Raw genomic sequence first — 13,246 nt, 5'->3', positions numbered from 1 at the left:
TTCTCGGAGCCTTATCTCCAGACTTTGCCTTGCCTGGGTAATAGAAATCCATGGGTATTATAGAAAAATCTTCGCTGTGAAGATCTTCCATACTTATTCCCAGCCAATCTACCAAATTCTCTCCACTCTTATCATTAAATAAAATCCCTGTATCCTCAACCTTTTTCCCAGGAGCTTGACCGATAATCAAAACCTTAGATCTAGGATTAAGCTGAAAAATCGGGTCAATCTCCCTGTCTGTATAGGTTTTATTCCTAGAATCTTTTCTTAATTTATCAATTACTAATTTTTTATCCATAAGTCTTCCAATCTTTTCTTTATGCCTAAATCGATTTGCTAGCTAAAAAACTAAAACACTGTCAAAGTACTTCTTAGTCCTTGCACCCTTCAATAAATACTTACCCGTTTTTCTTAAAATAATAATACCTGTTTTATGGATTTTTATCTCTTTTTATCCTAATCTGCAAATAGTTTCATTTGCTCAAGCAAAAAGCCCTGGTTTTCCAGAGCTTTTGGTCTTTATCTTTTGATTTTAAAAATATATTAGCTTAGTTTAAGAAACATTCTGCTCTTTTTCTTATTGTCTCTTCCACATCAAAGTCATCTTTATTATAGATCCATTCCAATAGGCTGCCTCTGATTATCGCCTTTATTGAGTCCGTATAGAAATCTGCATCATAAACATCTGATATTTCGCCTTTTTCTATAGCTTCTTCTAAAATAGATTTCAGGATATTCCACATATCGTGGTCGGGTATGGATATTAGTTTTTTCCTTACCCTGGCTGTTGATATGAGGACATTAGCATAATATCCCCATTCTTCGGCAAATTCTCCGAAGCTTTTGGCAAAGTATATAGCTGCTTCTTTTGAGGTTTTCTGAGACCTTATAAGAGCTTCATTGTCAAAAAAATATTCATTTAAAACTTCAAACATATCATAGACAATAGTATCTTTTGATTCAAAATAATGATAGAAAGTGCCTATGGATATATCGGCTTCCTCACAAATTTGTTTTATCGATATATTTTTAAGGCCATTTTCATCTACCAAGCAAGCTATGGTGTCTACTATTTTCTTTTTCTTATCACTTACATATATTTTTCCCATAATATTAGCATACCTCACTTTTACAAGTTAAAAAGCACGGGCTAGTGTCCGTGCCTTTAGCTTATTTCTTTTGTGCTGCGCTCTTACCTGCTATTCTACCATTGACTACTGTATCTGGTATAGCGTTGCCGCCTAGCCTGTTTGAGCCGTGGATTCCGCCTGTTACTTCTCCTGCAGCATATAATCCTGGTATTACATTTCCATCCTTATCTACTACTTGGCAGAGTTCATTTATTTCTAGTCCCCCCATGGTGTGGTGGATTGTTGGTACTCTTCTTGATGCATAGAATGGCGCCTTGTCAAAAGGATCTTGTAGCAATTTTTTGCCAAAATCATCTTCTTTTTCACCTGCTACAACCTTGTTGTAATCATCAACTGTTGCTCTTAGGTTTTCTGGAGAAACTCCCATAGCTTCAGCTAATTCTTCTATGGTGTCACCCTTTACAGCTACACCTTTTTCTACAAGGTCTCCTATCTCTTCGTTGAAGTCGTTTTTAACTGTTTCGTCTGTATATTCGTGAGCATTGTGTAAGATCCACATTTCCTTGCCATCTTGTTCCATTAGTCCTTGAGTTAGGACATCTCTTCTTTCATCTTCTGCCACAAATCTCTTGCCTTGGTTGTTTACAAATAGTTGGTTTGCAGCGTTTATAGAAATATTTCCTTGCATGCCTCCTGTTTCAGGATCGCCTACTGGTAGAAGTTGGATCCATTCCATACCTACTAGGTTTGCTCCTACTTCTTCGCCCATGATTATGCCGTCACCTGTTGCACTTACAGCATTTGTAGAGCCAAGTTCTTCCAAGCCTTCCCAGTGGATGCCATATTTTTTGACAAGTTCACTATTTCTAGCAAACCCACCTGTAGCCATTACTACGCCGTTTTTTGCTCTTGCAATTATCTTGTCGTTTCCTTGTTTAGCTTCTACACCTACAACCTTGCCGTCTTCTACAATTAGCTTTTCAGCTGCAGCTTCATACATGATTTCTGCCTTGTCTCCAGCCTTTTCAATGTGTTCCATATAAGCTTCAATTGGGCCAGTTGTAAGAGGTTTTACGAATTGGTGAGTTCTTGGCCATAGGGCGCCTGTAACGGTGAAGACTTCATCAACAAAGTCTACTCCCAAGCCTTCAAGGATGCCTACAGATTCTTCAGCTCCCTTTGTGAATTGATAGATAAGATTTAAATCGCCAACATAATCACCGCCCCTGTAGGTTTGTAGGGCGTGCAGTTCTACAGAATCAAAGGTAGTTTCCATATCGCCTTTTTCGTACTCAGAAACTTGGTCCTTAAGCTTATCCATAAGCTCTTGATGAAGGTCATTTTTTGCTTCTTCTTCATAATATGATTTTACAGACTCGAAAGTATCCTTTCTCATAGGCATTTTTTCTTGTCTTGGCTTATCTACTGCGTTATATTGGCCACCAGCTATAATAGTTGACCCGCCAACAGCCGGCATTTTTTCTAGGACAAGTACGCTTGCATCTTCTTCTAAGGCTGCCACTGCAGCTGCAAGACCTGATCCACCGCCACCAACAACTACAACATCATATTCTTATTCTATAGTTTGGCCTTCTTTGCTTGTCTCTTCTGCTTCTTTAATAAAATCATCAGCATTGGCGCCAGCTGCTTCCAAGGCTTGTTTTACAGCATCTATGATGGCTGTTGATGTGACGGTAGCACCTGAAACTGTATCAACATTTATATTTTGTTCTTCCACAATCTTTGCAGGTATTTGTTCCAAGGCTGGATCTGCAATTCCCTCAGACTCTTTATGTTCTACAACCTTTACATCCTTAATCTCGCCATCTTCATATGTAAGCTCAATTTTTACATCTCCATTAAGCCCCTTACCAACACCTTCAAACGTTCCAGAGTTGGATCTAGCTTTCTCAACTGCTTTTTCTTCTGTCTTCGTTTCTTCCTTAGGACTTTCCACATCATTGCTACAAGCACTAGCAAATAAAATTGATAACGATAAAAGTCCAGCTAATAACTTCTTCGACTTCATTTTCCCTCCATAAAAATATTTTACTAGAATATATCGATAGAATATTCTATTATATTATTTCATATTGATAATCTTTTGTCAAGTATCTTTTCCGTAATAAATTCTATTAATTTATTTTTAACAGGCTTATTAAAGTGTAAATTCAGAATAAAAATAAAAATCGTTCAAAATAAACATTTAAAAAGAGCAAAGATTCACACTTTACTCTTTTATCTGATTTATTTTTATTTTCTCTTATCCACATCTATGTATTCTTTCCTATCACTTAGGGATAGATATGCTGGTCTTATTATTTTTTTATCGGCAATTTGTTCTAGTCTGTGGGCTTGCCAGCCTACCGTTCTTGCTATGGCAAAGATTGGCAGAAAAAGTTCTCTTGGGATTTTTAGCATATCGTAGACCAGACCTGAATACAAATCGACGTTGGCGCATGGTGGGTAGGATTTCTTAAATTTTTCCATTATTAGTTTTTGTCCGATTTTTTCTACATTCTCTACAAAGAAAAAGTCAGCTTCTCTTCCCTTTATTTTGGCAAGGTCTCTTGCTTTTTCCTTAAGTAAAACTGCTCTTGGGTCTGATAAGGTGTAGACTGCATGGCCTAGGCCATAAATCAAGCCCTCATTATCAAAGGCTTTTTTGTCTAGGATTTTTTCTAGATAGGATTTTATCTCTTTCTTATCTTCTCTGTCTTTGACATTTTCCTTGATATTATCAAGCATCTTTGCGACTTTTATGTTTGCTCCTCCATGCCTTGGCCCCTTAAGAGATGCAAGTCCTGCTGCCATGGCCGAGTAGGAGTCTGTCCCAGACGAGGATACTACGTGGGTTGCAAAGGCTGAATTATTTCCGCCCCCGTGTTCGGCATGAATTATCAGAAGGAGGTCTAAGATTTCCGCTTCTTCCCTTGTGTAATTTTGATCTACCCTTAGCATAGCTAGGATATTTTCTGCTATAGATTTTTCTGGGTCAGGATTGTGGATTACAAGTGACTTGTTATCAAATTTGTGGATTTTGACCTGGTAGGAATAAATCACTAAAAGTGGCACCTTAGAAATTAGGGATAGGGATTGTCTTAGGACATTTGAGGTCTCGGTACAATCAGGATTTTCATCATAGGTATAAAGAGCGAGCATGGCCCTCATCATCTTATTCATAATATCCGCTCCCGGCACTTTAAGGATGGCATCCTCTATAAAATAGGCCGGAAGCTTGCGATTTTGGGCTAGGACTTTTTTGAAATATTCTAATTCTTTTTCTTTTGCAAGCTTATCAAAAAGCAAAAGATAAATCACTTCTTCAAATCCTAGTCTGTGTGATACTTCTATATCGTGGACCATGGCTGTTAGAGGGTAACCCCTATAAAAAAGTTCGCCCTCGGCTGGGATTTTCTTTCCATTTTCTATTTTATAACCGCAAACATCCCCAACCTTGGTCACTCCAACTAGGACTCCCGTTCCATTTTGGTTTCTTAGCCCTCTTTTTATGGCATATTTTTCGTAAATTTCCTTATCAATGATCGTTGCTTTTTCAATCTCATCGGCATATATTTTTATTTTTTCTTCTAAAAACTTTCCCATATCAAGATCCTAAGTTCGAAATTATGGAATCGGTAATGCCTGTTGTGGTGTTTTCTCCGCCCAAATCTCTTGTATAATTATTCTTATCAGCCAGGGTTTTGTAGATGGCTTTTCTGATATTTTCTGCATGGTCTTTTTCTCCTATATCATCAAGAAGGAGGCAAAATGTGAGGATCATGGCAATCGGATTTGCCAAATTTTTCCCTGCTATATCTGGGGCAGATCCGTGGATAGATTCGTAAATTGCAATGTCCTTGCCCTTGTTTACTCCAGGCATAAGGCCAAGTCCGCCTACAAGACCAGCTCCAAGATCTGATAAAATGTCTCCGTAAAGATTTTCTGTCACGATTACGTCAAAACGTCCAGGATTCATGACCATTTGCATGGCGGTGTTGTCAACTAAGAGCTCTTCAAATTCTATATCTGGATATTTTTGAGCAACTTCCCTGCCAACTTCAAGGAAAAGCCCGTCAGAAAGCTTCATTATGTTTGCTTTTGTGATTATGCTGACCTTTTTTCTATCATTTTTTCTTGCAAATTCAAAGGCTTTTTCAATTATCCTTTGAGATTTTTCTCTGGTGATTACCTTGATAGAATGGGCTTCGTTGGGGGAAATTTGCTCTTCAATTCCGGCGTAGAGGTCTTCGGTATTTTCCCTAAAAATTACCATGTCTACACCGTCAAATTTTAATCTCAAAGGGCCTGGGGCCTTGATTGGCCTGATATTGGCAAAAAGGTCGAATTTCTTCCTAAGTTCCACATTTATAGACCTAAAACCGTGGCCGATAGGGGTTGTAATTGGCCCTTTGATTGCGATTTTATTTTCCCTTATGGAATCAAAAAGACTTTGGGGAATGTAGACGCCTTCCTCTTCAAAAACCGAAAGGCCTGCGTTTATTTCTTCAAATTCTATGTCTATCTTTAGAGCGGATGCAATTTTTTTCATGGCCTCTGTGATTTCTGGCCCAATTCCGTCGCCCTTTATCAGTGTAATTTTCATTTTTCCTCCAAATCTAGGTTCTTGGCGTAGTTTAAATATCCACCTTCAAGAAGAATTTCCTTTTCTCTGTCAGAAAAATCTCCCTTAAGTTTAATTTTTATATTCTTGGTCAAATCTTCCAGGATAAATTCGCCTGTTTTGATTGAATTCTCCATATTGGAAATTTTTATCTGGTCAAATTCGGATATTTTTTCATAGTCTCCTTCATTTTCGAAAACAAGGGGCAAGATTGCGTTGTTTATAAGGTTTGACCTGTGAATTCTTGCAAAAGATTTGGCAACAACAGCCTTGATCCCCAAAAATAGCGGAATGAGAGCGGCGTGTTCTCTGGATGAGCCTTGACCGTAGTTTTCTCCTGCCACAATTATGCCTCCGTCATTATCTTGACATCTTTTCTTGAAATCGTCGATTTTTGTTGTGAAGGCAAAGCTTGAAAGATATTCAATATTTGACCTAAATGGTAAAAGATGAGCATTTGACGGACAAATATCATCTGTAGTAATCCCGTCACCTGCCTTATAAATTACCTTTTTGTCAATGTCACTAGCCTTTTCTGCCCTTGGGAAGGGCTTGATGTTCTTACCCTTGACAGTTTCCTTGATTCTTTTTGACAAATCTTTTTCTGGCTCTATAAAATATGCTTGGGTGTGGTTAAAAGAAACATCCTTATCAAAATATTCCTTATATTCTATTTCAGATGGGTCCGCAATATAGCCTAAAATAGCACTTACCGCGCAGGTTTCTGGGCTTGCAAGGTAGACATTTGCATCAGCTGTTCCAGATCTACCCTTGAAATTCCTGTTAAAGCTCCTTAGGGAAACTCCACCTGATTTTGGAGCTTGACCCATGCCTATGCAAGGCCCACAGCCAGATTCAAGGATTCTCGCTCCAGCCTTTATCATTGTAGCTAATGCTCCATTTTCAGAAATTTTCTCTAAAATTGTCGCAGAGCCTGGTGAAATTACAAGAGATACGTCCGGATGGACTCTTTTGCCATCAAGAATTGCCGCAACCTTCATCAAATCCATATAAGAAGAATTTGTGCAAGACCCAATTGCAACCTGGTCTAGCTTAATTTTTCCAAGATCTTTTATTTCTGAATATTGGTCAGGGAAATGTGGTTTAGCTACAGCAGGCTTGATTTCTCCAAGGTCAATTTCAATAGTTTCGTCATAAAAAGCATCAGGATCAGCGCTAAGCTCGATATAATCTTCTTCCCTGCCCTGACTTTTTAGATAAGCCTTTGTGTTTTCGTCTGATGGGAAAATCGAAGTGGTCGCACCAAGTTCTGCCCCCATATTACAAATAGTTGCCCTATCTGTGACAGAAAGTGATCTCACACCAGGACCTGTATATTCCATTATGTAGCCTGTCCCGCCCTTGACTGTAAGCCTTCCTAAAATATAAAGAATTACGTCCTTGGCGTTGGCAGAAGGATTTAGGGAATTAGTAAGATTTACCCTATATATCTTTGGGACTTTGAGAAAATAAAAGCCCTTGGCCATAGCAACAGCCACCTCAAGACCGCCAGCCCCTATGGCAAGTTCGCCCATGCCGCCGCCTGTCGGTGTGTGGGAATCAGAGCCAAGAAGAGTGTCGCCTGGTTTGGCAAATTGTTCGAGATTTACCTGGTGGCAAATTCCTGCACCTGCCTTTGAAAATTTGATACCAAACTTATTTGCAGCAGACTTGATGAACTCGTGGTCGTCAGCATTTTCAAAACCTGCTTGCAAAATATTGTGGTCTATATAGGCCACAGAATTTTCTGTCGATACGTCTCTGATATCCATTGCTTCTAGCTGGAGATAAGCCATTGTACCTGTAGAATCTTGGGTTAGAGTCTGGTCGATTTTTATCGCCACTTCCTCATTAGTCTTAAGCTCTCCCTTTAATAAATGATTTTTTAATATTTTGTAAGCTAATGATAAGCCCATAATAACTCCTTTAATCTATTGAATGTGTTAATGTAGTTATGGTTAATTATACTTTTAAATTAAATTTTTCCCATTAATAAATAAAATTATTTAAAATTTATTTATACAAATCAGGCTTTTTATTTGGGTAAACCTTTACATAAACTTGTGAAAGAAGTATATTATAAGTATATTGTTAGTTAATTAACAAAATAGATTTGGAGGAATTTATGACCTATACTACATTTTCAGTTCCTAACACCATTGTCCACGGTGAAAACGCACTTGATTACCTATCAACCCTAAAGGGCAAAAAAGCAGTACTTGTTACTGGTGGATCTTCTATGAAAAGATTTGGTTTCCTAGATGAAGCCAAAAGCCAACTAGAAAAAGCAGGCATAGAAGTTTTAATAATTGACGGAGTTGAACCAGACCCATCTGTTAAAACCTGCCTAGCTGGTGGAGCTAAGATGGCTGAATTTGAACCAGAATGGATAGTAGCTATCGGTGGTGGCTCAGCAATGGATGCAGCTAAAGCCATGTGGGTATTTTATGAATATCCAGACTGGGATTTTGAAAAACTTGCAAATTTTGATAACCCACCACTTAAAACCAAGGCGAAGATGATTTGTATCCCATCTACATCTGGAACAGCAAGTGAAATCACAGCTTTCTCTGTAATAACCGACACAGAAAAAGAAATCAAATATCCACTTGTTCACCCTGACTTTGTCCCAGAAGTAGCCCTACTAGACATGAGAATCCCAGCAACCATGCCAGCTCACATCACAGCAGCAACAGGTATGGATGTAATGACCCACGCTGTAGAAGCTTTCGTATCTACATCTGCAGATGACTTTACTGACCCATACGCTATTAGAGCTATAGAGTTAGTTTTTGGATACCTAAAGAAAGCCTACGACAATGGAGATGACATGGAAGCAAGAGAAAAAATGCACATAGCATCTTGTATAGCTGGTATGGCCTTTACCAACGCATCGCTTGGTATAGTCCATTCTATGGCCCACAAAATCGGCGGAATATTCCACCTAACCCATGGTGAAGCCAATGCCATCATGCTTCCATATATAATAGACTACAACAGAAAAGCTTGCGATAAATACGAAAAAATAGAAAAAATCCTAGGCATCGATGACCTAGCAGAGGAAGTTAGAAAATTAAACGAGGCTGTAGGTATAAGTGCTAACATCAAAGACGGTAAAAATACAGTTATCGAAGAAAAAGACTTCCTAGAAGTTTTAGATAAGATGAGTGAAAATGCCTTCAAAGACGCTTGTACCCTCACAAACCCAAGAGAAACAAGCCCAGAAGACATCAAAAAAATCTACCACGCAGCATACTACGGCGAAAAGGTAGACTTCTAAGAAAAACTAAAATCCCGATAAGAACTGACTCCAGGACTGGCCTGTGGGTCAGTTTTTATTTGAATTTTTAAGTATCATACTTTATCATAAGTAAGATATAATATTCAAATTAAAATTTCAAAAATAAAAAACCGCAGATTTTAATCCACAGTCTTCATAAATTGGCTGGAATGACAGGATTCGAACCTGTGATCTCCAGAGTCAGAATCTGGTGCCTTACCGACTTGGCTACATTCCAAAATTTCCCACCCTTATAAATTACCTCTTTCGACTCATTTGTCAACGCTAAAATTAATTAATATTATCCTATTTTTCATTTCCTGTTAGGCAAAGATTCATATCATAACCTGCCCTAATTGCTGTATTTATAGACCTTGTATGGGAAAATTGAGTAGATGTTATCGGACTTATATTTTCATTTTCTTCAATTATCAACAAAGATAAGCTCCTTAAAATAGATGCAGCAAGGCCCTTGTATCTATTTTCAAATGAGAATTTTTCAAGTCCTATATCCCGAAGGTACTTTCCAGAAACCGAAGCTCCTGCCAAGGCTATAAGCTTATCCCCATCATTATAGCGAAGACCAAACCTATCGTCATCATCAAAAGCAAAGGCCATTTTTGTTTTGTTCCTAAAATTATATATTACATCTCTATTAATCCTTGTAAATTCATAGTCTTTTACCGAAACGTCTCTGTCACTAAAGCTCATCAAAGGAAAAAAGTTATCAATTTCTATATTATATTTCCCTAAAATCCTGTCAAGTTTTCTTATATTAGCCACCTCTGCAAACCAAGCTCCTGGATAATCTTTAAAATTTTTCTTTAACTCTTCCATAAGTTCTGGGTTATCTGATCTCATAAACACTTTTCCAGCAGTACAAATAGCGGCAAAGTCAGCCTTGTCATAAAACATAAAAGACTCATCTACTTGATTAACAGAAAATATATGCCTAGCAGAATAATAATCTTCTTTATTTATTGAATAATCATTCATTATCTGTTTTTTAAAATTAATATCCATGACCATATCCTTTTCAAATCCTCTTTAACATTATATCATGATTATTCATGTAGCTAATCTATCTTAGGTAAAATCTTTTTAATCTAGAAACATAAATAAATCCATCCTAAATTATAAAAAAATTAAATTTACGCCTTAATTTTTTATTTCAAAAACTATAGTTTCAAAATTAGAATTTAAGTAATAAATCATAAATTAAACAGAGTTTTAATGAAACGTATTTTTTAAATTAGCCACAAAAAAATCGACTCTGAAATTTCTTTACACTTCAAAGTCGATTATTTTTCCCCACCGGCACAGCGTTCTGATTTAGGTTCAATCACACTTATTTTCCTTTCTCTGTACAAGTATTTAACTTTAGAAACATTCTTTATATATATGAAATCTTCTTTTTGCTAGTAACGTTCTGACAAAACTTTTTATAAAATCATCAAATTCTAATTCGTCTTCTACAACAAATCCTATAGAAAAATGTCAGATGGCTCATCTTTTACACTTATCTTCCACCACTTTTTCTATAAATCTATAAGCAAAGTAGATATACTAGAAACTTATAAATCAACAGCTCACCATAGAAGAATCAAAACTAAATGTTTTATAAATATTATTCAATTTTCTTAATCCCTGTGCCAGTGGGTAAGAAAACTATTTCATTTTCTGTTATTAATATGATACCCAGATAATCTAGTTCTAAACATAAAATTTAAATTTTTCGCAGATTTTTTAATAAATTTGTTTAAATACCTATATTTTTAGGAAAAGTAGGCTGGTAAAGATTGTAAATAAGTAGTATCTCTCTATGAAAGTTTGCCTCTTTAGATAGGTAGATCCTATAGACCTACTATCCTTAAGGCAAAACTTCAAAGGGCAAATTCCATCATATCTTCTAAAACCAATAATGGTATTGAGACGATTCTTTATTGTCTACCAGCCTTTTTTAATTATCATTTTATGCTATTTATTTTTACTAAAATACAAAGGCCTTATCGTAGGCTTCTCTAGCTCCTAGAACTATATTTCTTGGTTTTCTAGCATCTCCAACTACTATAACCTTATCGAAATTATCTATAAAGTCTTTATTATAGGCTGGATCATTTTTTACCCCTACCGCTAAAACTATATAGTCAAATTCAACTTGACTTTCTTCTTTAGTTTCTAAATTAACCAGGCTAGCTTTACCATCATTTACTTCTTTTACAGTTGTCTTTGTTAATACTGGTATGCCTTTATCAGCAAATCTTTTTAGTATTAGGCCCTTGCTTGCTGCTTCTAATTCCTTACCTATTTCTTCCTGCATTTCTATAACTTTTACGTCGTTGCCCTTATCTTTGAGGAACTCGCCTGTCTCAAGACCTGTTTCTCCCCCACCTATTACTAGCACGTTTTTGCCAGTGAAGTCAATATCTTCAGATAAGATATCAGCGTAAGTTAATGCTTTGTCACAAGTTAGTCCCTTGATATCTAGTACAGCTGGTTTTCCACCTACTGCTACTACAACACCATATGGATCTAAGGTCTTGACCTTTTCTAGATCTGCTTCTTCATTAAATCTTATATCTACACCCGCTTCCTCCATGCTAGCTTCAAGCATAGCTATGTAGGAATTGAAGTATGACTTAAATGGTGGCTTGGCACCTAATCTAATAGACCCACCAGCTCCTTCATTTTTATCAAAAATTGTTACATCGAAACCTCTATCTGCAAGTACAAGTGCTGCTTCACTACCTGCTGGTCCTGCTCCTATCACTACAACCTTTTTGCCATCACCTGTTTTATTTATTAGCTTATTAAGGTCTGTGTATAGGTATTCCTTGCTAAGCTCAGGATTTACAGTACAAGTTACTGGTCTATCATATTTCATAAGTTGGGCAAAGCAGTTCATACAGCCAACGCATTTTCTAATATATTTATCTCTATTAGCCTTAGCCTTGTTAGTCCATTCTGGATCTGCTAGTGACGCTCTGCCAAGTCCTACATAATCGCTTACACCTTCTTCTAAGAGAGCTTCTGCTACTTCTGGATCCTTGATATTATTTACAGCTATAACTGGTATAGATAGATTTTCTTTTAGCTTTTTAGCATAGTCTTTCTTCCATCCTTGAGGAATACTTGATGGCTCTATAATTGTATATCCTGATTCATAAGTACCACCACTTAGGTTGATACAATCTGCACCTGCCTTTTCTAAAATCTTTGCTATTTGAAGACATTCTTCAAATTCTAAGCCTCCCTCTACGTGGTCAGTTGAGTTTAGCCTAATACTTACTGCAAAGTCCTTGCCACAATAAGCCTTAATACCTCCTAGTATATTTAGAAGGATTCTCATCCTATTTTCTAGACTGCCTCCATATTCATCTTCTCTTTTATTGGTAAGTGGGCTTAGGAAGGATGATATTAAATAACCATGGGCTGCATGGATTTCTACCCCGTCAAATTCTGCATTTTTAAGTCTAACTGCTGCTGCAATAAATTGACCCTCTAGCTTTTTGATTTCTTCTATAGTAAGTTCATGAGCTACTTCTCCCACAACCTTAGAAGCAAGCGCGGATGGTCCTTCTGGTTTAAAACCTGTGATTCTAGAAGATGTTTGAATGCCTGCGTGGTGGATTTGACCAAAACTCTTTGTATCATAAGTATGAACTGCATCAGCAAGTTCTCTTAAAGATCTGACATTACCCTCAGAAGCTGCTGATAATTGGTTACCACAAGCTCTTCCAGCCTTTCCATCAACATTGGTTATCCCTGTTATGATAAGACCAATACCTCCCTTGGCACGTGCCTTATAATACTCTATCTCTTGGTTAGTTGCCTCTCCATTAGCTGTAGAGTAATTACCCCCCCATAGCTGGCATGACAGTCCTACTTTTTATATCGAGTTTTCCGATTTTACCTTGTTCAAATAATTTTTGATACATATTATCTCCTTTACTAATTTTTTTATATGTAAAACAGTTCTTTGAAAACGTTATTTATAATCATATTATAAAATTAATTTTTTAATTATCAATGTTATTTATAATTTGTAAGGTTAAAATTACATACAAAAACCCCTCCACCCGTATCCCGGATTTTGGGGTTCAGGGCAAAAGTGAATTTCTAATTTATTTGGCGATTTCCTCCCCTTCTTCCAAGGCTTCCTACCTCTACTATCTCGTTATTTGATTATTTTATATAATCAAAACTACCAGCTTAGCTGGTAGTTTGCATAGCGCCTATAAGGCGCGAATA

General features: G+C 36.9%; 9 protein-coding genes, 1 tRNA gene and 1 pseudogene. 1 reads left to right on the top strand and 10 read right to left on the bottom strand.

Annotated features, from left to right (window positions below; genetic code table 11):
- The 7 genes and pseudogenes from Q0410_RS03995 to Q0410_RS03965 form a co-directional block, all read right to left on the bottom strand.
- A partial coding sequence (locus tag Q0410_RS03995; protein WP_299033053.1) for a uracil-DNA glycosylase family protein occupies positions 1-298 on the bottom strand: 298 nt, incomplete at its 3' end.
- 250 nt (positions 299-548) lie between these two features.
- Positions 549-1,109, bottom strand: coding sequence for a TetR/AcrR family transcriptional regulator (locus Q0410_RS03990; RefSeq protein WP_299033050.1), 561 nt, complete (start codon positions 1,107-1,109; stop codon positions 549-551).
- Positions 1,110-1,170: 61 nt separating this feature from the next.
- Positions 1,171-2,649: pseudogene (locus tag Q0410_RS03985) on the bottom strand (flavocytochrome c); the annotation flags it as partial.
- Positions 2,650-2,664: 15 nt separating this feature from the next.
- Positions 2,665-3,120, bottom strand: coding sequence for an FMN-binding protein (locus Q0410_RS03980; protein ID WP_299033047.1), 456 nt, complete (start codon positions 3,118-3,120; stop codon positions 2,665-2,667).
- A 224-nt stretch (positions 3,121-3,344) separates the two neighbouring features.
- Positions 3,345-4,697: a citrate synthase gene (locus Q0410_RS03975; RefSeq protein WP_299033044.1), complete on the bottom strand. Its 1,353-nt coding sequence runs from the start codon at positions 4,695-4,697 to the stop codon at positions 3,345-3,347.
- Between the two features lies 1 nt (position 4,698).
- Positions 4,699-5,697, bottom strand: a complete 999-nt coding sequence (locus Q0410_RS03970) for an isocitrate/isopropylmalate dehydrogenase family protein (RefSeq protein ID WP_299033041.1) — start codon at positions 5,695-5,697, stop codon at positions 4,699-4,701.
- Positions 5,694-7,631 carry an aconitate hydratase gene (locus Q0410_RS03965; RefSeq protein ID WP_299033038.1) on the bottom strand — a complete coding sequence of 646 codons (1,938 nt, stop codon included), beginning with the start codon at positions 7,629-7,631 and terminating at the stop codon, positions 5,694-5,696. The genes Q0410_RS03970 and Q0410_RS03965 overlap by 4 nt, the downstream gene beginning before the upstream one ends.
- A 209-nt stretch (positions 7,632-7,840) precedes the next feature.
- Between Q0410_RS03965 and Q0410_RS03960 the strand changes: the two genes are divergently transcribed.
- Positions 7,841-8,995, top strand: a complete 1,155-nt coding sequence (locus Q0410_RS03960) for an iron-containing alcohol dehydrogenase (protein WP_299033035.1) — start codon at positions 7,841-7,843, stop codon at positions 8,993-8,995.
- A 162-nt stretch (positions 8,996-9,157) separates the two neighbouring features.
- Here the strand turns inward: Q0410_RS03960 and Q0410_RS03955 are convergent.
- From Q0410_RS03955 to Q0410_RS03945, 3 genes are all read right to left on the bottom strand, one after another.
- Positions 9,158-9,233: transfer RNA gene (locus tag Q0410_RS03955), tRNA-Gln, on the bottom strand.
- Between the two features lie 68 nt (positions 9,234-9,301).
- Positions 9,302-10,018 carry a hypothetical protein gene (locus tag Q0410_RS03950; RefSeq protein ID WP_299033032.1) on the bottom strand — a complete coding sequence of 239 codons (717 nt, stop codon included), beginning with the start codon at positions 10,016-10,018 and terminating at the stop codon, positions 9,302-9,304.
- Positions 10,019-10,985: 967 nt separating this feature from the next.
- Positions 10,986-12,875, bottom strand: a complete 1,890-nt coding sequence (locus tag Q0410_RS03945; protein ID WP_299033056.1) for an FAD-dependent oxidoreductase — start codon at positions 12,873-12,875, stop codon at positions 10,986-10,988.
- Between the last annotated feature and the right edge of the window lie 371 nt (positions 12,876-13,246).

Source organism: uncultured Anaerococcus sp. (genome assembly GCF_937934665.1).
GTDB lineage: Bacteria > Bacillota > Clostridia > Tissierellales > Peptoniphilaceae > Anaerococcus.
Note: the sequence above shows the minus strand (reverse complement) of the source record. Positions and strands in the feature narration are given on the sequence as shown.